Genomic DNA, 23,381 nt, shown 5'->3' with positions numbered 1-23,381 from the left:
CTAGCGGACCTCTTCGGTGATTACCATGATGCCCCGGTCGGTGACCTCCAGGACTTGCCCTGCATGCACGAGCGTTGTCGTGGTGGGCTCCTCGACAAGCAGCGGGCCACTCAGACGCTCACCGCAGGGCAGGCCGTTACGATCATAGACAGCGCATGATTTCCAGCCGCCATCGTTGCCGAAATAGACTTTGCGTTCGCCCTTTCGTGCCTTGGCGACAGTGCGGCCGTCATTGTCGATCGGCGGGCAGTCGATGACGTTACCGGCGATCTCGGCCTGAAGATGCAGGTTCGTCACCTCGATGCGTGCATCGGGCAGGCGGAACGAATAGGCGGTCTCGTGAGCACTGTGGAAAGCCTCGGCGAAATCGACCAGTTGCATCGACGGTGTGAACCGGGTCGATACGCTGTGCTCCTGTCCGTGATAGCGCATTTCGACCGTGTAGCTGAAGGTGACGCCGTCCGTGCTGTCGCGGTCGAAATAGGCAAGCGCCTCGCCTTCCATGTCGGTGAAGAGCTTGGCCAGTTCGCCGAGCGACGAGGCGACGAGCGGCGAAAACCACGTCTTGCGAATGTCGGCGCGTGGATGCGCGGCCAGCATGCCCCAGGCCGAGAAGATGCCCGAATGCGGTGGGATGATGATCGACTTGGCATTGAGTTCGCGACCAAGGCGAGCGCCCAACATCGGCCCGGCGCCGCCGCTGACGACCAGAGCAAGATCGCGTGGGTCGTGACCGCGCTGGACGGTAACCAGCTTCAGCGCATTGATCATGTTGGACTCGGCAACGTCGATGATGGCCTGGGCGACGTCGTCCACCGACAGGCCGAGCGGTCCGGCCAGCCCGGCGATTGCCTGCTGTGCGAGTTCGACGTCGAGGGTCATGGCGCCTTCGGCGAATGCGGCAGGGTCGAGCAGCCCGATGGCCACCTTGGCATCAGTGACAGTCGGCTCGGTTCCGCCTAGTCCGTAGCAGGCAGGTCCGGGCGCGGAGCCGGCACTTTTCGGGCCAACCCGCAGGCCGCCGGCAGCGTCGATCCAGGCGATCGAGCCTCCGCCCGAGCCTATCTCGACGATGTCGACCACCGGCACCTGGACCGGGTAGCCGGGGAAGGTACGGGCCCATTCGAGCTTGTATTCAGCATCGAGATTGGGCTTGCCGTCACGGATGAGCGTGCATTTTGCCGTGGTGCCGCCAACGTCGAGATAAAGCACATCCCTTTCGCCGAGGATCGCACCAATCCTTGCTGCGCCGGCCGCGCCGCCCGAAGGACCTGATTCGACGAGGGTCAGCGGACTGGCGACGGCTTGCGAGAACGTTGCGACCCCGCCATTCGACAGCATGGCATAATAGGCCGAATACACGCCCTTGGCGGCAAGCGCCTTTTCGAGGTTGGCGAAGTAGCGCTGGATGATCGGCTGCACATAAGCGTTGAGGGCAACCGTGTTGGTGCGCTCATACTCGCGCCATTGCCGCGAGATCTCGTAGCTGGCGCAGACGGTGACATCAGGCAGCAGGTCGCGCAACAGCTCGGCACAGCGCTTCTCATGATCCGGATGGGCGTAGCTGTGCAGGAAGATGACCGCTACGGCCTCAACTCCCTCTTCAAGGAACAGGCGCGCAGCCTCGCGCACGTCGTCTTCATTGAGCGGTTCGATGACCCGTCCGTCCGCGCCAACCCGTTCGCGGACCTCGGTCCTCAGCTTCCTGGGGATGAACGGTTCGGGGCTGTGGAACTGCAGATTGTAGAGGTCCGGGCGGTTGCCTCGGCCGATCTCGAGCACGTCGCGGAACCCGGCTGTGGTGACGAGGGCGGTCCTGACGCCCTTGCGTTCGGTGATCGCGTTGATCACCGTCGTTCCGCCATGGGCGAAGAACCGGACCTTGTCTGTGTCCAGGCCGCTGGCACTCTCTGCGCGGTCGATCACGTCGAGCACGCCGATCGACTGGTCCTGCGGAGTGGTCAGGCTCTTTGAGGTGAAGACCTTGCCCGTCTTCTCGTCATATCCGACGAGATCGGTGAAGGTGCCGCCGACATCGGTTGCAAGTCTGATCATTTCGTCGCCGTGCCCCGGTGATTGTATTCCGATGCCGCTCGCTCTGCGCTGATGTAGCCCGAGCGGATGTCCTCGGCGATCGCGTCCCTGCTTCTCATGGCTGGATCGCCCCAGCCGCCGCCACCGCCGGTAGCGATGCGCAACAGGTCGCCCTTGACGACGCGGCGGTGGGACAGGCGGCCATAGGTGACGGTGTTCGCTGTCTCCTGGTCGACGACATCGAGCCGGTTGAGACTGCCGGAACCGCCGCCGTCCATGCCCCAGGGCGGCGTCCGCGAGCGGCCGAAGCCGCTGTGGATATCGGCCTCTCCGGACAGAATCTCGTATTCACGCACGACCCCGAAGCCACCGCGCCACTGGCCTGCGCCGGCCCCGCCTTCGACATTGAGCGCGTAGCGGCGGACGTGGAGCGGAAACTTGGCTTCGATCAACTCCACCGAGTAGTTGTAGGTATCGCCGTCGGTCAGGGCGATGACCGCGCTGGCGCCGTCGCGACCGGGCGCGCCGCCCCAACCGCCATGCTGTGGCTCGATGTGGATAAATTCTTCGCCGTCGGCGGTCCGGCCATTGATGTAGGTGACGCAGAGGCTGGAGTAAGAGCCGGCCGAGAAACGTTCAGGCATCAGCGGTGCGAGCGCCTTCCACACGAGTTCGGAGGCATGGACCGAGCCTTCGTAGTACCAACCTGTCGGCGAGGGCTTCTGCGCCGTGAACACCGTTCCGTCGGGAGCGATCACCGAGAGTGGCCGGAACCATCCTTCGTTGGACGGCTCCTGCGGTGCCACCAGCGCCTTGAAGATGGTCTTCACGGCCGAACTGAGCGCTCCACGCGCGCAGTTGATCGGCCCTGCCGCGGCAGGCGGGCAGCCGGTGAAATCCACTTCCATGCGGCCACCCGCGATCCGGATGGCGACCTTCACCTCGATGGGATCGGTGGAAATACCATCGCCGTCGATGATGTCGGTCGCCTCGTAGGTGCCATCCGGCAGTGCCGCAATGACGTCTTGGCTGCGCCGCTCGCTGACGTCGAGGAGGTGATCAAATGCGTCCTGAACGGTAACCGCACCGTATTTCTCGACCATCTCCAGGATGCGGCGCTCGGCGATGCGCACCGTGGCAAGCTGCGCATTGAGGTCCCCCAGCGCGACTTCCGGCAGACGGACATTCTCGCTGATGATGCGGACCATGTCGGGCAACAGCTTGTCGTCGCGCGCAATACGCACGCAAGGCAGGCGAAGGCCTTCCTGGAACACCGAACTGGCGTCCGGAGGCAGGCTGCCGGGCACCGCGCCGCCGACGTCCAGCCAGTGAGCGACATTGATGGCAAATGCGATGATGCGGCCTTCGGTAAAGATCGGGCGCATGATGGCCAGATCGCAGGAATGTGTGCCTCCGGCATAGGGATCGTTTGTGACCAGGACGTCGCCCGGCGCCATGTCGTCGGCGAACCTCTCGACCAGGCTGCGGACTTGGGTGGCGAATGTGCCCGTGAACAGTGTGATGCCGTTGGTCTGGGCAATCAGGTCGCAGTCGCGGGTGCAGATGCCGCAGGCGAAGTCCAGAACCTCATAGATGACGGGACTCATGCTGGTCCGCGCCATCACGATGCCCATCTCGTCGACCATCGACAGTAGCTTGCCCTGGATGATCTCCTGGGTCACGGGATCGACGGCTCGCACTTGCTGCTCCATTCCGCACCTTTATGACTGCAGCGCCTATCTGCTGCCCATGCGGAAAGGTTGCATCGTGGAAGAAGCTTGCCTACCCGACCAATCGGGTGGGCTGCCTGGTAAAGGCCCCACCCAAAATGACGGTTAGGCTAATAGTCCTAGCTCGCGCGCGACAGAAATGGCTGAGGTGCGCGAATGGACATTGAGCTTGGAGAAGACATTTCGGACGTGAAACTTCACCGTGTTTTCGCTGACGTCCATGTGCCGGGCTATCTCCTTGTTGGAGAAGCCGCCGCATATCAATGACACTACCTTCAGTTCTTGCTGGGTCAGCGTATGCGGTGCGCTTGCGGAACCGGGCGCCGTTTCGGATGTGCCTTGTCCGGGAGCGGACGCATCTGCCGGTGCAAATATCTGGCCGACGCGCCGGGCGATCAGGCTGTCAGGGCCGGCCTCCTGCGCGCGGCGCCGCAGCAAGGCGAGCATTTCGGGACCCTCTTCGAAAAAGGCCGCGCGGTAGGTTGCGCTGGGCAGCGTCAGCAGGATTTCGTCAAGCACCGAAGCTGCTCGCTCTGCCTTGCCGGCCTTCATGCCGGCCAGCACCGCCAGCAGGCGCATCCGGAGCATTCGAGGCACGCTGAAGGGACGCTCCTGCGCCACCTCCAGGCGTTGCAGCATGTCAAGCGCGCGTTCTGTCTGTCCTTCCTGTATCCAGACGCGAACCCACAGCGTTGCCGGCACTTCGCCGCGCAGCCGGAATGAAAGCCGGTTGCGCTCGACGTCGAACGCCGATTCCGGGCTGAGATCGAAACGGTCGGCAAAACGCTTGGCGCCCTGAATGTCGCCGAAATGGATGATCGCACGCATTTGCTCGCGTGCGACCAGCCTTTGCAGGCGAGGAAAACCACGGCGCTGTGCGGTGCGCCTTGCCTGTTCCAGCACGGCGTCGACGCCGTCGAAATCGTTGCGGACCGTCCGTGCGCGAATGCGGGACAGATAGGCTGCTGCCAGGAGGTCGAACCAGCAGTCGTTCTTTTCCAGATGTGGCAACGACCATTCCAGGATGCGCTCGGCGCCATCATGCAGGCCACGCTCCGACAGGGTCTCGGCCAGCAGGACCTGGGCGATCGCGTCGAGGTCGCAACCCTTGCCGATGGCGTTTTGCGCGTCGCTGGCCAGGCGCTCGTAGGCCGCACTCGCGCCTTCCATGTCGCCGCGAAAGAACTGTGCCTGCCCCACATGGGCGTAGAGGTGCATCGCTCCAAAATGCGCTCCCGCCTGGGTAAAGTACTGGATCGCCAGGTTGCCGTGGCGCTCGGCACGCTCGAATTCGCTGCGTTCCAGGTATTGGAAGCACAGCAGGTTATAGGTCAGCGCCCGCTGTACCGGTTCCGTCAGCTCGAGCAGCGTCAGGTCGCGCTCGAGTAGTGACAGGTCGAGGGCTTCGATGCGGTCGTCCCGGTACAGCGCCATGAGTGCGCCGATCAGGCGAATTTCGTTGACAAGGACATTGTCGGTGCGGTCGATTTTCCGACTGACAAGCTCAAAATAATGAGTTGCCAGCGTCAGGTTGCCGCCTTTGGCGGCCGCGACGGCCAGCCCGAGAAAGCTGCGTGGGAACTTGGCGGCTTCCGGCTCCGGCAACACCGCTGCCAGTGCGTGAAACTGCTGCAGTAACCCGCGGGCACCGGCATAGACCTGCCGCCACCCCCCGGCATTTTCGGAAAGTTTCCCGGCAAGGCCGAAGTCTTCGGCATGCAAGGCGTGGCGAATGGCATTGGCCCAGTCACGGCGAGCCGCATACCAGTGTGCGGCAGTGCGCCTGATCTGGTTGATATCGAGCCCGCGCAAGAGGGCTTCATGCATCAGGTATTCCTGGAATACCTGATGCAGCTTGAACTGCTTGTGTCCATCGTCCAACGCCTCGATCGGCAGGCCGCCGACGGCGATGTCGGAGGTCAGTTCGGCGGCGGCCGATGGACTGACAACTGCGCTCGCCAACTCGGCACTGAAATAGGGCAGGGCAGCGACGCGGACTAGCGCCGATTGCATGGCGACCGAGAGCGAAGAAAAAACCTGTTCGGACAGATAGCGCGCCATGTCGAGCTGAGTGCCGCTGAATTCCAGCAGGTCGCTATCGGTCACGGCTCCGTCGCGCAAAAGCACGCGAGCCAGCTGCAGTGCCACGGCCCAGCCCTCTGTCTTGTGGACCAGTGCCTCGACCTGCGCTTTGTCGAGCTTGACCCCGGCCATGGCCAGCAGGTTTTGGGCCTCTCCGGCCGAGAAACGCAGGTCGGCGGCCTTCAGATAGGTGAGTTGACCATTCAGCTGCATGGCCGAAATCGCCAGTCTCGGCTCCGATCTCGAGATGATCAGCAGTCTGAGGTTTCGCGCCTGTGGCGAAAACAGCAGCCGCGCCAGCGTCGCATCGTTTTCCTCGCTCTGGGCGAAATGATAGTCGTCGAGGAACAGGTAGAGCGGACGGCGCAGTCGTTGCAGCTGGGTCAGGATGACCCCCAGAACATGCTGCTGCGACAGGCTGGAATAATCCTGAGCAGCCGCTGGGAAAATGTGGGCCGAAGTGAGAACTCCGAGCAGTCCGAGCAGGAAATGGGTGCCGTCGCGATCGTCGCCATCGAGCGCTGCCCAGGCCGCCTGATGGCCTTGTTTGCGTAGATCCTTGTAGCGCTGGTTCATCAGGGAGGACTTGCCGAAACCGGCCGGCGCAACGACCAGTGTAAGGCGCCGGTCACCGGCATCGTCTAGCAGCCGCAGCGCGCGAACGCGCCTGACCTGCGCCATGCGCGCATCGGCGCCGCCTTCAGAGAAGTGTTCGGGCGACAACGCCACCATTCCTGCCAGCACCCAGCATCAACCAACGTTGCCGTTATGATGCGTAGCGGCAAGAATGTACACCTTATGGCGTCAAAGCCGTGAGGTGCTGATTGGCGATGGCGGCGTTGACAAAGCCTCTAGAGGGCAAAGCTCGTTGGCGCTGACAAGTCCGCAAGAAGGCTGCGTCAGCGCCAGCGTTCGCGACAGATGTCGGCGGCGGGGGCTGGCAATCAGTCCGGGCACCTGATCGGGCCTTCGTAGACCGGCAAAACGGCGAACATCCATCCTTGCATGCGGCCGCCGGTGGCTGCACCGGCGGCCGCATTTCAGGCTACCACGGCAAAGAGAAGGTCTTGACGTTGGTGAAGCTCTTCATCGCTTCGATGACGCCTTCCTTGTAGCCATTGCCCGAGTCCTTGATCCCGCCAAAGGGCGACATCTCGATGCGATATCCCGGGACCTCCCAGATATTCACCGTGCCGACCTGCAGGCCGGCGATGTATTTCTGCATGCGGCGGAAGTCGTTGGTGCAGACACCCGACGACAGGCCGAAGGCGGTGGAGTTGGACAGTGCGATCAGCTCGTCGTCATTGTCAGGCGCGCGCACGATCGGGATGATCGGCCCGAAGGTCTCTTCCATGACCAGCTCGGACCTATGCGGCACGCGGTCGACGACGATCGGCGGCAGCAGCGCGCCCTTGCGGCCGGGGTCGTAGAGCACTTCAGCGCCCTGTTCGGCGGCCATGTAGACCCGGCTTTCGAAGAGTGCGGCGGCCTTCTCGTGCACAACGGTGCCGAGATCGGTCGAGCGGTCCATCGGATCGCCGAACCTGATCTTCTTCGCCCGCTCGAGCACCATCGGCACGAAGCGGTCGGCGACGCTTTCCTGGCACAGGATGCGCTTCACCGCCGTGCAGCGCTGGCCCGAGTTCTTGGTGGCACCTGCCACGGCGAGATCGGCTGCCTTGGCGAGATCGTCGTCCGACAGGTCGTTGAGGATGATCAGTGGGTCGTTGCCGCCGAGTTCCAGCACCTGGCGCTTGTAGCCGGCAGTGCGGGCGATCAGCTTGCCGACGGGCACGCCGCCGGTGAAGGTGATCAGCTCGATGTGGTCGTTGGTGATCATTTCCGCGCCGATGTCGGCGGGCATGCCGGTCACGACAGACAGCATCTCAGGCGGCAGGCCGGCCTCGTAGAGGATGTCGGCGAGGATCAGCGCCGTCATCGGCGTGAGTTCCGTCGGCTTGACGACGACGCAGTTGTTGGTGGCGATAGCTGGTGCCACCTTGTGTGCCACCATGTTGAGCGGGTGGTTGAAGGGAGTGATCGCCGAGATCGCCCGCAGCGGCTCGCGGGTGGTGAAGATTTTCCGCGCTTTTCCATGGGGGGTGAGATCGCAGGAAAAGATCTGGCCGTCATCCTGGATGCACATCTGCGCCGACAGCGTGAACACGTCGTAGGCGCGGCCGACCTCGTAGAGGGAGTCGGCCTTGGAGATGCCGAGTTCCAGCGTGATGATGTCGGAGATCTCTTCCTTGCGTGTGGCAAGCGCTTCGGCCGTGCGGAACAGGATCTGCTGACGCTCGTAGCGCGTCAGCTTCGGCTTGTAGTTGGCCGCGATTTCAAAGGCCTGGCGGGCGTGCTCGGCACGGCCCGCGGGTACCGTGCCGATGACGGCATCGGTGTAGGGGTAGTGGACGTTGACGACGCCGTCGGCATCGACCTTGCGTCCGGCGATGCGCATCGGCTCGTGGCGCACCTTGAACGTCGTTTCAGCCTTGACCATGGTTGGTCCTCCCTCAGGCCTGTGCTGCGGCAAGCGCGGCATAATAGAACGCATCGAAGTTGCGCAGAACCGGCTCGTTGGGCAGCGTCTCAAGCTTGCGGTTGACGATGAACGGCACTGCCTGCTCGGTCAGGCCGCCATGCGATCGCAGCGGCTCGTTGAGGGCTGCGAGGTCGTGGCGGTGTTCGCTGGTGCCGATGGTCTTGTTTTCGGTGGACACCAGAACGATGTCGCCGATGCGGTCGGATGGCAGTTCGAAGCGTTCGCAGGCGGCGGCGTTGTCGATGACCACGTCGATGCCTTCGATGGCGGCGAGGCGCTTCATTATGCCGGCCTGGTCAGCACCCTCGGGCAGGTAGGCGGTGGCAAACGAGCCGAGCGCGCCGTGATGGACGACATAAGGATCGGTGATCGGCAGGATGACGCGCGCTGCGTCCTTGCCGAGCCACTCGTCGAGCAGGTCCTGGACATAGACCACGTCAGGGGTGCCGTCGGCCTTGTGCTTGGGCTTCATGCCGTGATCGGCGGTGATCACGATGGCCGCACCAAGGGCGTCGAGTTCGCCGAGATACTTGTCGAACATCTCGTAGAAGGCGTTGGCCTGTGGCACGCCGGGTGCATATTTGTGCTGCACATAGTCGGTCGTTGTCAGGTACATCACGTCAGGCTTGAATTCCTTCAGCAGCTTGACGCCGGCGGCAAAGACGAACTCCGACAGTTCCGCCGAATAGACTTCCGGCACCGGCTTGCCGAGCCAGGCCGACGCATTGTCGATGCCGTGCTCGGCCTTTGTCGAGACATCGGACTTCTCAGACGAGAAGCAGATGGCGCGGCCGTCGTCGAACTTCAGGCCGCTGCCGAGAAGCGCCCGCAGCTTGTCCTTGGCGGTGACCACGGCGACGCGGGCGCCGGCATCGTAGAAGGCCTGGAAGACGGTCGGCGCGCGCAGGAAGCGCGGGTCGTTCATCATCACTTCCTTGCCGGTCTCGCGCTCGTAGAGATAGTTGCCGCAGATGCCGTGGACTGCCGGCGGACGGCCGGTGGCGATCGACAGGTTGTTGGGGTTGGTGAAGCTCGGAATGACGCTGTGGGCGGTACGCTCGGTGCCGTTGGCGCGGATCTTCACCAGGTTCGGCATCAGGCCCGCCTTGATCGCTTCGTCGAGATAGGCCGGCTCGCAGCCGTCGAGGCAGATGGCAATCGCCGGCACGCGCGGCCACTCATAGGTGCGGCCGTTGGCGCTGACGTTGATCGTGGTCATCTTGTTCATTGGGAGGGGTCCTTTGTGATCTTCTTGTTATCAGGCGGCGAGCTTGGCGCGCTCGGCGATGGCGGCTGCGGGGGGAGCAGCGGTGTCGACGCCCATCTGACGCAGGGACTGGCCGGCGGCCTCGACGACCTTGCGCATGACATGCTCGTCCATCCGCCCGATGCAGCCGACGCGGAAGCTGTCCACCACGGTCAGCTTGCCCGGATAGATGATGAAGCCCTTTTCCTTCATCAGCTCGTAGAAGCGGTCGAAGGCAAAGTCCGGATGGGCGGGGCAGAAGAAGGTGACGATGATCGGCGAGAGCCAGCGGTCCTTGAGCAGCGTCTCGAAGCCGAGCTCGCGCATGCCAGCCACCATGACGTCGCGATTCCTGGTGTAGCGGGCGCCGCGGCCGGCGACACCGCCTTCGGCCTCGTGTTGGCGCAGCGCCTCGAGGAAGGCAGCAACCACATGCGTCGGCGGAGTGTAGCGCCACTGGCCGGTCTTGTTCATGTGCGCCCACTGGGCATGCACGTCGAGGCTGAGCGAGTGGCTGCGGCCCTTTGCGGCTTCGAGCTCACTCTTGCGGGCGATGATGAAGCCGAAGCCGGGTACGCCCTCGATGCATTTGTTGGCGGAAGACACCATGGCCTCGTAGCGCACGTCGCCGACTTCGAGCGGGATGGCACCAAAGGCGCTCATCGAGTCGACCAGGAACTTGCGGCCCTTGGCGTAGACGGTTTCGGAGATCTCGGCGACCGGGTTGAGGATGCCGGAGCTGGTCTCGCAGTGGACCAGGATGACGTGGGTGATGGCAGGGTCGGCGTCGAGGGCTGCAGCCACCTCATCACCGCGCGGCGGCATGTAGTCGCCCTTGTCGATGGCGACGTGGTCGCGGCCGAGATAGCCGAGCGTCTGGACGATGCGCTGGCCGTAGGCGCCATTGACCAGCACCAGCGCCTTGCCGTCACGCGGCACGAACGAGCCGAGCATCGCCTCGACGGCGAAGCTGCCCGAGCCTTGCATCGGTACGCAGTCGAATTCGTTGTTGGTATCGCCGAGCATGGCGAGCAGCCGCTGGCGCATCTCTGATGTCATCGCCCGGAAGTCGCCGTCCCATGAGCCCCAGTCGCGCAGCATCGCTTGCTTGACGGCATAGGAGGTGGTCAACGGCCCGGGGGTGAGCAAATAGGGTTCACCCAATGCCGGAGCAGGGAGGGGGGCCGGAGCAGGGAAGGGGGCCTGAGCCGCAAGCTTATGTTCGGACAGCATTTTTTCGTCTCCTCGCCGTCATCCTGAGATTGCCTATGGCTCACCTTGGAATCCCCTGATCCATATGTACAATCGTTATTTCGTATCCAATGATAAGTCTGGGTAATGATGTTTGGATGACACGGGCAAATTCGCTCAGGCCGTCTTGGCCAGCCGGCTTTCCAAGAGGTCGCCGCTCTGGGTCAGGATCGGGTAGGCGACGGATACCAGCAGCGAGTTGAATTCCTTCAGCGCCCGCACCGCTTCGAGATGGATGTCGCTGGTCTCGATGCTCTGCACCGTACCCGATTGCAGGCGCTTCAGGTGGCGTTCATGGCTGTCGCGCTCAAGCTTGCGCATGCGTTCCTTCTCGACCACCAGCTGGCGCGCCGCTTCGAGGTCGCCCGACACCAGAACGTTCATGGCAATCTGCATGTTGGCCAGAACCCGGTCATGCAGGGCCGTCAACTCCGACCAGCCTTCCCTCGAGAAGCTCAGCCTCTTGTCGCTCTTCTCCTCGGCCAGTACCAAAAGGTTCTTGGCGATGATGTCGCCGGCATGTTCGAGATTGATGGCGAGGTCGGTCAGTTCGATGCCGCGCCGCGCCTCGTCCTGGCTCATCGTGCCGCGATTGACCTCGGCGATGTAGAGCTTGATGTCGGTGTGGGCGCGGTTGACCTCCTCGTCGAGCCGACGCAACTGTGCCACGCGTGCCTTGTCGCCGCTTTCGAACAGCTCCATGACAGGCCGCAGCATGATCTCCACCGTTTCGGCCATGCGCAGCACCTCGCGGGTGGCGCTCGCCAGCGCCACGCCAGGCATCTTGATGACGGTGCGGTCGAGCGCGCTCTTGCGCCGCGACATCAGGTCGAATGTTTCTTCGCCTGTCGGCGCATCAGGCAGGATCAACCGCGCGAGTCGTTCCATTGTCGCGGTGAAGGGCAGGCAGACGACCAGCAAAGCAAGGTTGAAAGCGAGATGCAAATTGACCACCTGCCGGGCGGCCGACTCGCCGAACCAGGATATCGGCAGGGTAGCCGCCTGCAGGCCAACCAGAATGGCGACCGCTGCCGTTGCCCGGAAGATCAGGTTGCCCAGCGGGATGCGTCTGGAATCGATTGCCTGGCCGCGGGTCAAGCCGACAGCGACCAGTCCGGCGCCGAGATTGACGCCGAGGATCATCGGCAGCGCCACCTCTGCCGGCAGCACGCCTTGGGCTGCCATCGACATGAACAAAAGCACCGAGGCGACGCTGGAATGGATCAGCCATGTGAACAGTGCAGCTGCGCCGAAGGCCGTCACCGGATCGCCGAGCAGATAGTCGATCGCCATCGGCAGCAAGGCGCTGTGACGCATCGGTGCGGTCGCTTCGCCGACCATGCGCAGCGAGATCAGGATGAAGGCGATGCCGAGCAGCGTGCGCCCGGTCTGCTTGACGATACGGGCCTCAACCTTGAGGAACATCGTGGCGCCGGCGAAAAGCAGCAGCGGCACCAACCAGCTGAGGTCGAAAGACAGCGCCTGCACCACCAGCGCAGAGCCGACATCGGCGCCCAGCATGACTGCAAGCCCGCCGGAGACGGTCATCACGCCGGTTGCAGCGAAACCCGCGGCGAGCACTGCAACGGCCGTCGCACTCTGCAACATGACGGCAAGCACGGTGCCGGCAGCCGCCGCACGCACCCGGCCTTTGGTGGCGCCACGCAGCGCCTCGCGCAACAATACGCCATGGGCGCGCTCGACGCCGGTGCGCACCATGCGCACGGCCCACAGCAGAAGCATGATGGCGCCTGCCAGCTGCAGCAGGATATACAGAAGATGCATGGTGCCGTGCCTCCCAACGCGCGGCGCGCAAGGGTGGCGCCTGCCCTATCCTCGGCATGTCAGGCCATAAATCAAATCGTTAGTTTCGATGTTTCTATCGCTCCAGTTTATTGCTAGTCTGCTCTGATATCAGGGATCAGACATGCGCTACGTGCAGCTCAGGGCTTTCCACTATGTCGCGGTGTGCGGCGGCTTTTCGCGCGCCGCCGAGATGCTGTTTCTCACCCAGCCGGCCATCTCCGACCAGGTGCGCAAGCTGGAGGAAGAGTATGACGTGCTCCTGTTCAACCGTCACAAGAAGCAGGTGACGCCGACGGCGTCGGGCCTGCAACTGCTCGAAATCACGCGGCGCATGTTCGACACGGAACAGCAGGCACTCGAGCTCTTGTCGGAATCCCGCGCGCTGCGCTCAGGCACGCTGCGCATCGTCGCGGACGCCGCCCACCATCTGCTGCACATTCTCGGCCAATTCCGCCAGAAATATCCCGGTATCCAGGTCTCGGTCCGCGCTGGCAATACCGAGACGGTCATTTCCAGCCTCTACAGCTACGAAGCCGATATCGGCGTGCTCGGCGAAATTCCGACCGGCCGCGATTTCGAGATCGTCAAGCTCAATTCGACGCCGATCATAGCATTCGTCTCGACCGATCATCCGCTGGCGACAGCCAAGTCGCTGTCGCTGCACGAACTGTCCTTGCTGCCGCTGGTGATGCGCGAACGCGGCTCGAAAACCCGCGCCAAGCTGGAGGACCTCGCTTCGAAGGAGGGTTACGAATTCAAGCCGGCGATCGAGGCGGAAGGCCGCGAGGCGGTGCGCGAGATCGTCGCCTCGGGCGCCGGTGTCGGCTTCGTATCGGCGGCAGAGTTCGGACAGGACGTCCGACTGGTCCAGATCCCGATCGCTGCGCCCGAAATGCTGATGGACGAAGCACTGATCTGCCTCAAGGAGCGCAGCGGCGGCAAGCTGGTGCGGGTCTTCCTCGATATCGCTAGGTCGATGGCTGCGGGATGAGCATCGCTAGCGACCTGTGCTAGGCTGTCTTGCCCACCAGCCTGGGAGGCCTGCCCGTCTTGGAGATCATCGTCCTCTCGCTCCTGCTGCTCTCGCTGGCCTTTTCGCTCGGCTTTGTCCTCAACAGAAGCTCGACCTGCGCAGTGATCGCGATGACTGAGCTCCTGCAGGAGCGCAAGCCGGCGCGCTTCGTGGCATTCTTCGAGTGCACGCTCTGGGGCGCGCTCATCTACGCGGCCTGGCAAATGACGTCCGGACCGCAGGCGCATTGGTCGGCGTTGGCCTACACCGCAACCGGCGGCGTGATCTTCGGCGTCGGGGCTTTCGTGAACGGCGCCTGCGCTTTCGGCAGCGTCGGCCATCTTGGCAATGGCGATACCCAGTTCGGCTTCACATTCCTTGGCATGTATGCGGTCTCGACTGTAGCAAGCCTTGCAAATCTGTTGCCCGCAGTGATGACGTCGTCAATGTCTCTTCAGGTTGCCGCGCCAGTCACCCTGTCGATGCTGGTCGGTTTTGCCCTCCTCCGTTTTGTGATCCAGCGAAACAACGTCACGGCATATCTCAAGATGACATGCGCCATGCTGGCCATTGGCGTGGCCTACGCCACGATCGTCTTGCTCAAACCTGGCTGGTCCATCGCGCATGTCGCATGCTCAATCGCTTCCATTGGCATCCATAGCCATTACCGTGGCAATGTTTGCCGGCAGCGTTGGCAGTCGCTGGTTGGAGAGAGGCCGCACCAGGATCAAATGGCCAAGCCTCCGCGGCGCGCTTCGCCGCCTCGTCGGAGGGACGCTGATGGGAAGCGGGGCAGTGCTTATCCCTGGCGGCAACGACACGCTGCTGCTGGTGGGGCTACCCATAGGCGCCCAGGAGGCGGCGCTTGCCTATCTGCTGTTTGCCATATCGGTTGCAGTTCTTGTTCGGACGATTGGCTCACCGGCCCAGGCATGGTCTTAGCGATCTGGCGGTTCCAGGTTCAACACTTTGCAAAAATTTTCTCTAGTGTGAAACAAGATTTCATGCTAGGAATTATCTGACTTCGGATCAGATCGGCAATCGGCCGCCATCCGAACATTCGCAGACCCAAGCAACCGAACCATGTGCCGAAGCCTCCGGGCTTCGGGCAGGTCGCTATTGACTGGCGATGGCTATGAAAACGGCATCAACCTTCCTCCAGCTTTTGGCCCTGAGCGCATGCCTCGTTGCCCGGGTCCTTGGCGCGGGAGACATGCAGACGCCGGGTGTGCGCCGTGCCCTGCAGACCATGGCGGGAGCCGGACGTCAGACGATCACCGAATGCCTGACAGCGCAGGCCTGAGGCGGAACCGGAGGAGAATGCCTGCTAGCCGTCGACGGCGATCGCAGCGCCGGGAACATAGAGCAAGATCGGCCGTATTTCGTAAACCGCGGTCGGGTTGGCGGAACGCAGCTCGCGTGCCGCGGCCACCGCGCCGTCCATGCTGGGATAGTCCACCACGTAGAAACCGAGAAGCTGCTCCTTCGTCTCGGCGAACGGACCGTCGGTGACCAGTCCAAGTCCCTTTCCCCGCAGCGTGACCGCGCTTTCGGTTGGCCCGAGGCGCGCTGCCGGTCCCAGATGCTTTTCGCCGACGAGACGATCATTGACCTCAAGCAGTTCCTCCATAAGTGCGGCGTCTTCTTCCTCGGTCCAGGATTCGACAACGCCCTCGGCGTGATAGGCCAGGATGGCATACAGCATGGTTGTTCCTCTCTTCTTCCGCACCTTCCGATTGCGGACAAGCGAGCCATTGTTTGATGCTGACTGCAAGTGTCAAAAGCTGTCCGGTCGCCGTCTTGGCAGGACGGCAGCCGATCACATGCGTATGCCTTCGAAAAGCTCGCGCTCGCGAGCCAATCCCTCGCCGACGACGTCGAAGAAGGCACGGACACGCGCCGTGCCCTTCAGGTCCTGATGGGTGACGATCCAGAGTTCGCCGGCGAGTTCTTCGATCGGCCGGGCCAGCGCGCGCACCAACCCCGGCTCGCCGTCGCCGAGATAACAAGGCAGGAGTGCCAGGCCGATGCCGGCCCGGGCCGCCACCGACTGGTTGACCAGGCTGTTGGTGCGGTAGACGAAACGTTCGGCCGGAACGTTGCGGTCCAGCCAGTCTGCGGCCGTGATGCCACCCGCCGTCTCCTCCCAGCCGACAAGGGCATGCGGTCCGAGCGCCGCTGTGTCGCGGATCGCGCCATCATGGGCGTCGAGATAAGCCGGCGAGGCAAAGAAGGTCCAGGCGACGCCGGCAAGCTTGCGGCCCCAGAGGTCGCCTTCCCTGGGCCGGATCGGCCTGAGCGCCACGTCGGCCTCGCGACGCGACAGGCTGAGAACACGGTTCTCGATGGCCAGTTCGACAACGATGCCGGGATGCACGGCGCGGAACCCGGCCAGATGCTTGGTCAGCCTGGAGTAGGCGAGCGTTTCCGACGAGGTGACGCGCAGCCGCCCGGACAGGCGGCCATCGGCGCCAGCGATGTCGCGTGCCAGCGCCAGCGCCTCGTCCTCCATGCGCTCGGCAGCCGCCGCCATGCGCTCGCCTGCCGGTGTCAGTTGGTAGATGCCGCCGGGCAGGCGCTCGAACACCCGCACCGCCAGCTTCTGTTCGAGCCCGTTGAGCCTGCGAAACACCGTCGAGTGGTCGATGCCGAGCAATGCTGCGGCTGAGGTGAGGCTGCCAGCACGCGCCACGGCGAGCACCAGCCTGAGTTCATTCCAGTCTTCCATGCATACGTTCTAGCACGGCGTATCTTTGCAGTCATGCAAGCGTGGTTGGCGAAATGCCAATGAGCGTTGCCAGATCGCAAGCTCTAGATTGTCCCCTGAAGCAACGACCGTCAGGTCAGAACCCAAGAGGACAGACCATGAAACTCTACTATGCCACCGGCACCTGCTCGCTTTCGCCCCACATCGTGGCGCTGGAAGCAGGTATCCCGCTCGACATCGAGCGCGTCGACATCATGAGGAAGCCGCATGTCACCGGCGCAGGCCAGGACTTCACCAAGGTGAACCCGAACGCCTATGTGCCGGCGCTCGAACTCGACGACGGCTCGCTCCTCACCGAGGGGGCAGCGATCGTGCAGTATCTTGCCGATCTTAAGCCGGAAATCGGGCTGGCACCGGCGGCCGGCACGCGCGAGCGTTACCAGTTGCAGTCCTGGCTCAACTTCGTCGCCACCGAACTGCACAAGATGTACAGCCCGTGGCTGTTCCACCCCGAATATGGCGTCCAGGCGCAGGAGGTGGCGCGCGGCAAGATCACCGAACGTCTGGCTTATGTCGAACGCCATCTGGAGCGCAGCGGCCTCTATCTGATGGGCGAGACCTTCACCGCCGCTGACGCTTATCTCTTCACCATTGTCGGCTGGTCCGCCTATGCCAAGGTCGACCTCTCCGCGTTCCCGCAACTGCGCGCCTACATGGATCGTGTCGGCGCGCGGCCCAAGGTGCGCGACGCGATGCGGGCCGAAGGCATGAAGCTCGCGGCCTGACCATGGGCCAGGGACTTGCCTGGGCGCTTCTGGTGGTGGCGGGCGTGCTCGACGTTGCCTGGGCGGTGTCGATGAAACATGCCGAAGGCTACACTCGGCCCGGTTGGACGGTGGTCTCGGTGCTTCTGCTGGCAGCCTTCGTCTATCTGCTTGGCAAGGTACTTCAGGTCCTGCCCGTCGGCACCGCCTATGCGGTGTGGACCGGTCTTGGCGCAGCCGGCACGGTCATTATGGGCGTCGTGTTGTTCGGCGAGACGCTTGGGCCGTTGAAGCTGGGTGGCGTTATTGTCGTGCTTGCCGGCATCGCCATGCTGAAGCTGGCGGAAGCCTGACGCAAAAGAAAAGCCCCTCCCGCGGCGGGAGGGGCAGTCGGGGGAGGGGTCTGGGAATGATCAGGCAGCTTCGTGCAGTTCCGTGCTGTCGGCCTTCACGCGCTCGGATTTGGGATCGTAGGGCGCCTTGAGATGAGCCGTTGCCGTGTAGCGTTCACCGGCAAGGTCGATCTCGAAGCGGCCGCTTTCGATGAAGTCCTTGTCGATGCCGGCCTCGTTGTGCAGCAGGCCGAGCGCCACCGAGCGGCCGAGCGTGTGGCCGTAAGCAGCCGAGCGCACTTCGCCGACTGGTTTGCCGTCGCGCAGGATCAGTTCACCGCCCCAGAGCATGGGTGCCGCATCGTCCACCGTGAATTGTACGATGCGGCGGGTGAGCTTGCCCTTGGCCTTGGCGGGGACCAACGCCTCCTTGCCGATGAAGCCGTCAGGCTTGTCCATCGACACGGCGAAGGCGAGGCCGGCCTCGTACGGGGTGATATCGGGCGTCAGCTCGCGGCTCCAGGCGCGGAAGCCCTTCTCGATACGCAGCGCTTCCAGCGCATAGTAGCCGCAGTCGGCAAGGCCATGCACGCGGCCCGCTTCGTGCAGCGCCTCATAGACGCCGATGGCGAATTCGGTCGGCACGATCAGCTCCCAGCCAAGCTCGCCGACATAGGTCATGCGGTTGGCATAGGCGGTGGCATAGCCGATGTCGATCTCGCGGATCGTGGCAAAGGGGAAGCCGGTATTGGAGAGATCGGCCGAGGTCAGCTTGGCCAGGATGTCGCGCGAGCGTGGTCCCATCAGCGCCAGCACGGCATAAGACGAGGTGACGTCGGTCAGCGTGACATGCGCGTCCTCGGGAATGTTTTTCGAGATCCAGTCGGCATCGTGCACCGCCTGGGCCGAGCCGGTGACGAGCAAGAACTTGTCGCGGCCGAGACGCATCACGGTAAGATCGCTCTCATAGCCGCCGCGCTCGTTGAGCAGGCCGGTATAGATCGAGCGACCGATCTCGACGTCGATATCGGCTGCGCAGATGCGGTTGAGCACTCGCGCTGCGTCGCGGCCCTGCACCAAAATCTTGGCAAACGAGGTCTGGTCGAAAATGCCTGATGCCTCGCGGGTGGCCTTCATCTCGCGCTTCACCGCCTCATGCCAGTTCTGCTTGCCGAAGGCGTATTGCGTCTCGGGCTTCTCACCTTGGGCGGCGAACCAGTTGGCGCGCTCCCAGCCCATCTTGGAGCCGAAGCAGGCGCCCTTCGCGGCGAGCCGGTCGTACAGCGCGGAGCGACGGAAGGGACGGGCGGTGTCGAGCTCTCGGTTCGGCCAGGACATGGCGTAGTGCAGGCCGAGCGTTTCCTTGACGCGGTCGTGCAGCCAGCGCGGATTGTTGTTGAAGCCGGCAAAGCGCCTGATATCGACCGGCCACAGGTCCATGGTCGCTGCACCATTGACGATCCACTCGGCCAGCGCTCGGCCGGCGCCGCCGGCACTGGCGATGCCCATCGAATTGAAACCGGCGCCAACGTAGAAATTCTTCAGTTCCGGTGCCTCGCCGAGGATGAAGTTGTTGTCGGCGGTGAAGCTTTCGGGCCCGTTGTAGAATTTCTTGACCTCTGAGGTTTCCAGCTGCGGCACGCGGATAAGCGCGTTCTGCATCAGGATCTCGAACTGGTCCCAGTCGTCGGGCAGAAGGGCGAACTCGAAATCGTCAGGAATGCCCTTCATGCCCCACGGCTTGGCCTCGGGTTCGAAGCCGCCCATGACCAGGCCGCCGACCTCTTCCTTGAAATAGATGTAGCCGTCGGGGTCACGCAGCACCGGCAGGTCCGGATGCACACCCTCGATCTTGCCAGTGACGATGTACATGTGCTCTGCCGAATGCAGTGGCACCGTCACCCCGCACATCGCGCCAACCTTGCGCGCCCACTGTCCGGCGCAGTTGACCACGATTTCGGCTGCGATGTCTCCCTTGTCGGTGGAAACACCTGTCGCCCGGCCGTCTTTGGTCTGGATGCCGGTGACACGGACACGCTCGATGACCCGCGCGCCGCGGTTGCGCGCGCCCTTGGCCAGCGACTGGGTCAGGTCGGTCGGGTTGGCCTTGCCGTCGCCCGGCAGCCAGACCGCGCCGACCAGATCGTCGATGGCCATCACCGGCCATTTCTCTTGCGCTTCCCTGGCCGAAATCACCTCGATGTCAACGCCCTGCGCGCGGGCCGAGGCGGCGGTGCGCTTCAGCACGGTCATGCGGTCGGCGCTGCGTGCCACCGACAGCGAACCGCAGTTTTTCCAGCCCGTGGCAAGCCCGGTCTCGGCCTCGAGTTCGCTGTAGAGCTGGGTCGAGTATTTGATCAGGCTGGTCATGTTGGCGTGGCTGCGCAGTTGCCCGACGAGGCCGGCGGCGTGCCAGGTGGTACCGCCACTCAGCTGGCCCTGCTCGAGCAGCACGACATCGGTCCAGCCGAGTTTTGTCAGGTGATAGGCGACCGAGCAGCCGATGATGCCACCGCCGATGATGACGACGCGTGCCTGCGTCGGGAATTGCTGCGCCATGATGAAAGAACCTCCCAAAGGTGATGCTTGTCACCATATCTTGATCGCAACAAAATGCAACACTAAATGCAACAAATAGCCACATTGGATCACGCGCCTGATGGCGACCTTGCGGCTGCGTGGCGCGGCTGGCAGAAATTTTCGCGGCGCTGTCGGAACGCGCCGCCGCCGAACGTCTTGAAGACGTAAAGCCGGCAGGGGTGATGAAGGAGAATGACATGAGAAAGATCGTGGTGGGTGCATTCATGAGCCTCGACGGCATCATGCAGGCGCCGGGCGGACCGGACGAGGATCCGATCGGCGGCTTCACATTTGGCGGCTGGGCCGCGCCCTATTTCGACGAGACCATGACCGAGGCGGTGGGTGGGATGTTCGCCAGGCCCTTCGACCTTCTGCTCGGGCGCAAGACCTGGGACATCTTCGCCGCGCACTGGCCTTATGTCGACGCCGACGACCCGATCGGCCCGCTGTTCGACCGCATCAACAAATATGTGGCGACACGCAACCCCGAGCTGAAGCTCGGCTGGCAGAACAGTCATTCGCTCGGCCCGGATGCGGTAGCTGCCGTGCGCAAGCTGAAGGCCGAAGACGGGCCGGACCTCCTCACCCAGGGTTCGACCGATTTCCTCAAGACCCTGCTCGCCAGCGACCTCGTCGACGAGCTCAACGTCTCGATCTTTCCGCTGGTGCTCGGCAAGGGCAAGCGCCTGTTCGGCGACGCGGCGCTGCCGTCGAAGCTGAAACTGGTGTCGTCCAAGGTTTCCGGCACGGGCGTGACCGTCAACAAATATGTCCGCGACGGCGATATCGTCACCGGCTCGTTCGAGTTCGAGACGCCGACAGAGGCGGAACTGGAGCGGCGGCGGAAGCTGACTTGACGTTCACGCAAAAGGCGGAGCGACGTGGCGCCGCGCTTCGCCATCTATTCCCCGACGATCACCTTCGGCCCCTTGCGCTCCAGCGCCTCGATCATCGCTGCGGGCGGAGGAGCGTCGACGATGACGCCGGCGGCGAGTTCGAAGCGCTGGATGCGCAGCGGCGTCAGCCGGCCAAACTTGGAGCTGTCGAGCACGAAATAGGCGCGGGCCGCGGTGGCTGCCATGCGCGAGCGCTGTTCGGCGCCGTTGCGGGTGAAGTCGGTGATCTCGCCGTCGGGCGACAACGCGCCGCCACCGAGAAAGGCGACGTCGATGCGGAAGCGGCCGATGGCTTCGAGCGCGTCGACGCCGACGGCAGCCTCCTCCGACGGGTCGATCTCGCCGCCCAGCATGTGCACGCGCACATGCGGCTGGCGGCACATGTGCAAAGCGATCGTCAGGCTGGTGGTGCAGATGGTCAGGTTCTGTTTGCCTGTCAGCGCATGGGCCACGGCGAGCGTGGTCGTGCCGGAATCGAGGAACACCACCATGCCGTCCTCGACCAGCGCTGCGGCAGCCCTGCCGATTGCCGCCTTGCCGCCGGCATTCTCCTGACTGCGCAGGGTCAGGGCCGGCTCGGTCGCCTCGAACAGGGTTGCGCCGCCATGGACGAGGTCGAGCTGGCCGCGCTCGGCCAGGAACTTCATGTCGCGCCTGATGGTCTCGCGCGACACGTCGAAGAAGGCGGCGAGCTCGGTGATGCCGACCGATCCGTCGGTGGCCAGCCGCCTCAGGATCTCATCGTGGCGGCGCGGCGCGAGCGCCCTGTGGTTCTGCGAGTCGGACATGCACTCTATGTGGCGGCATTGCTCCTGTTATGGCAAGCAGATGTTGCAATGTGTGGCATGTGGAGTGTGGCGCCACATCAGAACGCCGCACATGTCTGTTCGGACGCGCGGTGCTCTGGCTAGGGAGACAGAGACAGCGGGCCGTTTTTCGGACCGGCGTGCCGGCGAGGCGCTAGTTTCGGACGCGCTCGCCCGCCGGATCGTAGGCGCAGCGCTCGACGACCGTTGCCCGGCTGCGCCGGCCGAAGGCCTCGACCTCGATCTCCTTGAGGCCCATCTCCTCACCCTTGAGAATCCTACTGGTTCCTTGCCACGCCACAGAAAGCCAGGTCACCGAAGTTGCCGGCTTTCCGTGACTGGCTGTTGAGCATGACTGCGCCCGTGGCAGCTGTCGGGCAGTGAACCAGGACTGCCTGGAGTGACGCTGCCAAAATCGCAATGTTGCATATTGTGCTATTTTGCGTCAATTTGTGCCTCGTCGGTTTTGGCCTGGGAAAAGTCGAGCTCCTGCCTTACCGCATGCGCCGGGAGGGCCACATGAACGCGCCAAGCAAGCACACGGACTTCGATGTTGCAGCCCGCTGGCCGGGCGTGGGTTTCCAGCGTCCGGTGCCGCGGTTCCAGGTGGCGCAGGCATCTGCCGCGTTCTCCATCCTGATCTTGCAGGGCTTTTCCCAGCTCTGCCTGTCGTCACTGGTCGAACCGCTGCGGCTCGCGAATTCCCTCGCCGGTGCCGAGCTGTTCCGTTGGAAGCTCGTCAGCCTCGACGGCCGATCGGTGGCGAGCGCCAGCGGCATTTCGATTGAGGTTTCCGGCAGCTTCGCCGAGGCGGCCAGGGCGCTGCCGTTCGAGCCGCAGGCGGTATTGGCGATCTGCGCCGGGGAAGGTGTGGAACGGCACGGCTCGCAGCAACTGCGCGCCTGCCTGCGCCGTGTCGGCCGCGCCCAACTCCCGATCTATGCCTTGGGCACCGCAACCTGGCTGCTGGCCGACGCTGGATTGCTCGGCGACGCCCGTTGCACCATCCACTGGGGCAAGATGGCGGCGCTATCCGAGACCTTTTATGACCTCACCATCGACGATGCGCTGTTCGTGCGTGATGGCCAGATCATCACCTGCGCCGGTGAGTTGGCGGCCTTCGACCTCGCCATCGACATCGTGCAGGAGCGCTGCGGCACCGAGCTGGCGCGCAGCATCTGCCAACACGTCACCGCCGACCGCTGGCGTGATGGCGCGGCCTGCCAGTCGGTGCCACCCGGCCTGCGCTACGGCAACACCGGCAAGAAGCTGTTGCGCATCATCCAGCTTATGGAAAAGCACATCGAAGAGCCGCTGCCGCTCGAGGAGATCTCGGAGCGGGTTTCGCTGTCGCGCCGCCAGATCGAACGGCTGTTCGAACGCCATCTCGCGACAACGCCGTGGCAGCATTATCTCGGCCTGCGGCTTGCCAAGGCGCGCCAGCTGATCGAGCTGACGGCGATGCCGATCATGGACGTCGCGGTTGCCTGCGGCTTCGTTTCGTCATCGCATTTCTCGAAAAGTTTCCGCGATCACTTCAAGGTCCTGCCGAGCAAACTGCGGGCGGCGGCAGCCTAGCCGCTCAACTGTGCT

At 63.6% G+C, this 23,381-nt stretch carries 20 protein-coding genes; 8 read left to right on the top strand and 12 right to left on the bottom strand.

Features of this window, described 5'->3' with window-relative positions; all coding sequences use genetic code 11:
• The 3 genes from N7E70_RS28785 to N7E70_RS28775 form a co-directional block, all read right to left on the bottom strand.
• A complete protein-coding gene (locus tag N7E70_RS28785) occupies positions 1-2,055 on the bottom strand; it encodes a hydantoinase/oxoprolinase family protein (protein ID WP_263008318.1) in 2,055 nt (684 codons plus the stop codon).
• On the bottom strand, positions 2,052-3,746 hold the full coding sequence (locus N7E70_RS28780) for a hydantoinase B/oxoprolinase family protein (protein WP_263008317.1): 1,695 nt from the start codon (positions 3,744-3,746) through the stop codon (positions 2,052-2,054). The genes N7E70_RS28785 and N7E70_RS28780 overlap by 4 nt, the downstream gene beginning before the upstream one ends.
• A gap of 123 nt (positions 3,747-3,869) precedes the next feature.
• Positions 3,870-6,059: a LuxR C-terminal-related transcriptional regulator gene (locus N7E70_RS28775; RefSeq protein WP_263008316.1), complete on the bottom strand. Its 2,190-nt coding sequence runs from the start codon at positions 6,057-6,059 to the stop codon at positions 3,870-3,872.
• Between N7E70_RS28775 and N7E70_RS28770 the strand changes: the two genes are divergently transcribed.
• Positions 6,042-6,401, top strand: a complete 360-nt coding sequence (locus tag N7E70_RS28770; protein WP_192320233.1) for a hypothetical protein — start codon at positions 6,042-6,044, stop codon at positions 6,399-6,401. The genes N7E70_RS28775 and N7E70_RS28770 overlap by 18 nt on opposite strands.
• A 490-nt stretch (positions 6,402-6,891) precedes the next feature.
• Here the strand turns inward: N7E70_RS28770 and phnY are convergent, their stop codons facing one another.
• The 4 genes from phnY to N7E70_RS28750 form a co-directional block, all read right to left on the bottom strand.
• A complete protein-coding gene (gene phnY / locus N7E70_RS28765) occupies positions 6,892-8,346 on the bottom strand; it encodes a phosphonoacetaldehyde dehydrogenase (RefSeq protein WP_263008315.1) in 1,455 nt (484 codons plus the stop codon).
• A 13-nt stretch (positions 8,347-8,359) separates the two neighbouring features.
• Positions 8,360-9,616 carry a phosphonoacetate hydrolase gene (phnA, locus tag N7E70_RS28760; protein ID WP_263008314.1) on the bottom strand — a complete coding sequence of 419 codons (1,257 nt, stop codon included), beginning with the start codon at positions 9,614-9,616 and terminating at the stop codon, positions 8,360-8,362.
• Positions 9,617-9,646: 30 nt separating this feature from the next.
• Complete coding sequence (locus N7E70_RS28755; protein WP_067968033.1) at positions 9,647-10,867, bottom strand: 2-aminoethylphosphonate--pyruvate transaminase; 1,221 nt, start codon at positions 10,865-10,867, stop codon at positions 9,647-9,649.
• A 135-nt stretch (positions 10,868-11,002) separates the two neighbouring features.
• Positions 11,003-12,670, bottom strand: coding sequence for a Na/Pi cotransporter family protein (locus tag N7E70_RS28750; RefSeq protein WP_263008313.1), 1,668 nt, complete (start codon positions 12,668-12,670; stop codon positions 11,003-11,005).
• A gap of 142 nt (positions 12,671-12,812) precedes the next feature.
• On the opposite strand from N7E70_RS28750, the gene N7E70_RS28745 reads away from it, so the two are divergent.
• The 3 genes from N7E70_RS28745 (at position 12,813) to N7E70_RS28735 (ending at position 15,006) form a co-directional block, all read left to right on the top strand.
• Complete coding sequence (locus N7E70_RS28745; RefSeq protein WP_067968039.1) at positions 12,813-13,682, top strand: LysR substrate-binding domain-containing protein; 870 nt, start codon at positions 12,813-12,815, stop codon at positions 13,680-13,682.
• 59 nt (positions 13,683-13,741) lie between these two features.
• Positions 13,742-14,725, top strand: a complete 984-nt coding sequence (locus tag N7E70_RS30985) for a YeeE/YedE family protein (RefSeq protein ID WP_263008312.1) — start codon at positions 13,742-13,744, stop codon at positions 14,723-14,725.
• Positions 14,726-14,838: 113 nt separating this feature from the next.
• A complete protein-coding gene (locus tag N7E70_RS28735; protein WP_169808396.1) occupies positions 14,839-15,006 on the top strand; it encodes a hypothetical protein in 168 nt (55 codons plus the stop codon).
• Between the two features lie 24 nt (positions 15,007-15,030).
• On the opposite strand, the gene N7E70_RS28730 is transcribed toward N7E70_RS28735, so the two are convergent.
• Positions 15,031-15,408 (bottom strand): YciI family protein, encoded by a 378-nt coding sequence (locus N7E70_RS28730; protein WP_154384356.1) that lies wholly within the window; start codon positions 15,406-15,408, stop codon positions 15,031-15,033.
• A 114-nt stretch (positions 15,409-15,522) separates the two neighbouring features.
• The gene (locus N7E70_RS28725; RefSeq protein WP_067968047.1) at positions 15,523-16,431 is read right to left on the bottom strand and encodes a LysR family transcriptional regulator; all 909 of its coding nucleotides are present in this window, start codon (positions 16,429-16,431) and stop codon (positions 15,523-15,525) included.
• 137 nt (positions 16,432-16,568) lie between these two features.
• Between N7E70_RS28725 and gstA the strand changes: the two genes are divergently transcribed.
• A complete protein-coding gene (gstA, locus tag N7E70_RS28720) occupies positions 16,569-17,195 on the top strand; it encodes a glutathione transferase GstA (protein ID WP_263008311.1) in 627 nt (208 codons plus the stop codon).
• A 2-nt stretch (positions 17,196-17,197) separates the two neighbouring features.
• A complete protein-coding gene (locus N7E70_RS28715) occupies positions 17,198-17,527 on the top strand; it encodes a DMT family transporter (RefSeq protein WP_182575071.1) in 330 nt (109 codons plus the stop codon).
• A 60-nt stretch (positions 17,528-17,587) separates the two neighbouring features.
• Here N7E70_RS28715 and N7E70_RS28710 read toward each other — a convergent pair whose 3' ends face one another.
• Positions 17,588-20,065, bottom strand: coding sequence for a GcvT family protein (locus N7E70_RS28710; protein WP_263008310.1), 2,478 nt, complete (start codon positions 20,063-20,065; stop codon positions 17,588-17,590).
• 218 nt (positions 20,066-20,283) lie between these two features.
• Between N7E70_RS28710 and N7E70_RS28705 the strand changes: the two genes are divergently transcribed.
• A complete protein-coding gene (locus N7E70_RS28705; protein WP_067968508.1) occupies positions 20,284-20,943 on the top strand; it encodes a dihydrofolate reductase family protein in 660 nt (219 codons plus the stop codon).
• 44 nt (positions 20,944-20,987) lie between these two features.
• Here N7E70_RS28705 and N7E70_RS28700 read toward each other — a convergent pair whose 3' ends face one another.
• Together N7E70_RS28700 and N7E70_RS28695 are read right to left on the bottom strand one after the other, a co-directional pair.
• Complete coding sequence (locus N7E70_RS28700; RefSeq protein WP_067968058.1) at positions 20,988-21,770, bottom strand: DeoR/GlpR family DNA-binding transcription regulator; 783 nt, start codon at positions 21,768-21,770, stop codon at positions 20,988-20,990.
• A gap of 172 nt (positions 21,771-21,942) precedes the next feature.
• Positions 21,943-22,104 carry a hypothetical protein gene (locus tag N7E70_RS28695; protein WP_263008309.1) on the bottom strand — a complete coding sequence of 54 codons (162 nt, stop codon included), beginning with the start codon at positions 22,102-22,104 and terminating at the stop codon, positions 21,943-21,945.
• A 203-nt stretch (positions 22,105-22,307) separates the two neighbouring features.
• On the opposite strand from N7E70_RS28695, the gene N7E70_RS28690 reads away from it, so the two are divergent.
• The gene (locus N7E70_RS28690; RefSeq protein ID WP_263008308.1) at positions 22,308-23,366 is read left to right on the top strand and encodes a GlxA family transcriptional regulator; all 1,059 of its coding nucleotides are present in this window, start codon (positions 22,308-22,310) and stop codon (positions 23,364-23,366) included.
• Positions 23,367-23,381: the final 15 nt, after the last annotated feature.

The organism is Aminobacter sp. NyZ550 (genome assembly GCF_025628925.2).
GTDB classification, from domain to species: domain Bacteria; phylum Pseudomonadota; class Alphaproteobacteria; order Rhizobiales; family Rhizobiaceae; genus Aminobacter; species Aminobacter ciceronei.
This window is presented reverse-complemented; position numbering and strand designations above follow the sequence as displayed.

Excerpts from the sequence above, each read along its gene's own strand:
- N7E70_RS28725 (WP_067968047.1), bottom strand. The coding sequence starts at position 16,431 with ATGGAAGACTGGAATGAACTCAGGCTGGTGCTCGCCGTGGCGCGTGCT.
- gstA (WP_263008311.1), top strand. The coding sequence starts at position 16,569 with ATGAAACTCTACTATGCCACCGGCACCTGCTCGCTTTCGCCCCACATC.
- N7E70_RS28780 (WP_263008317.1), bottom strand. The coding sequence starts at position 3,746 with ATGGAGCAGCAAGTGCGAGCCGTCGATCCCGTGACCCAGGAGATCATC.
- N7E70_RS28785 (WP_263008318.1), bottom strand. The coding sequence starts at position 2,055 with ATGATCAGACTTGCAACCGATGTCGGCGGCACCTTCACCGATCTCGTC.
- N7E70_RS28705 (WP_067968508.1), top strand. The coding sequence starts at position 20,284 with ATGAGAAAGATCGTGGTGGGTGCATTCATGAGCCTCGACGGCATCATG.
- N7E70_RS28700 (WP_067968058.1), bottom strand. The coding sequence starts at position 21,770 with ATGTCCGACTCGCAGAACCACAGGGCGCTCGCGCCGCGCCGCCACGAT.
- N7E70_RS28755 (WP_067968033.1), bottom strand. The coding sequence starts at position 10,867 with ATGCTGTCCGAACATAAGCTTGCGGCTCAGGCCCCCTTCCCTGCTCCG.
- N7E70_RS28775 (WP_263008316.1), bottom strand. The coding sequence starts at position 6,059 with ATGCAGCTGAATGGTCAACTCACCTATCTGAAGGCCGCCGACCTGCGT.
- phnA (WP_263008314.1), bottom strand. The coding sequence starts at position 9,616 with ATGAACAAGATGACCACGATCAACGTCAGCGCCAACGGCCGCACCTAT.
- N7E70_RS28715 (WP_182575071.1), top strand. The coding sequence starts at position 17,198 with ATGGGCCAGGGACTTGCCTGGGCGCTTCTGGTGGTGGCGGGCGTGCTC.
- N7E70_RS28730 (WP_154384356.1), bottom strand. The coding sequence starts at position 15,408 with ATGCTGTATGCCATCCTGGCCTATCACGCCGAGGGCGTTGTCGAATCC.
- N7E70_RS28710 (WP_263008310.1), bottom strand. The coding sequence starts at position 20,065 with ATGGCGCAGCAATTCCCGACGCAGGCACGCGTCGTCATCATCGGCGGT.
- N7E70_RS28745 (WP_067968039.1), top strand. The coding sequence starts at position 12,813 with ATGCGCTACGTGCAGCTCAGGGCTTTCCACTATGTCGCGGTGTGCGGC.
- N7E70_RS28690 (WP_263008308.1), top strand. The coding sequence starts at position 22,308 with ATGAACGCGCCAAGCAAGCACACGGACTTCGATGTTGCAGCCCGCTGG.
- phnY (WP_263008315.1), bottom strand. The coding sequence starts at position 8,346 with ATGGTCAAGGCTGAAACGACGTTCAAGGTGCGCCACGAGCCGATGCGC.
- N7E70_RS28750 (WP_263008313.1), bottom strand. The coding sequence starts at position 12,670 with ATGCATCTTCTGTATATCCTGCTGCAGCTGGCAGGCGCCATCATGCTT.
- N7E70_RS28735 (WP_169808396.1), top strand. The coding sequence starts at position 14,839 with ATGAAAACGGCATCAACCTTCCTCCAGCTTTTGGCCCTGAGCGCATGC.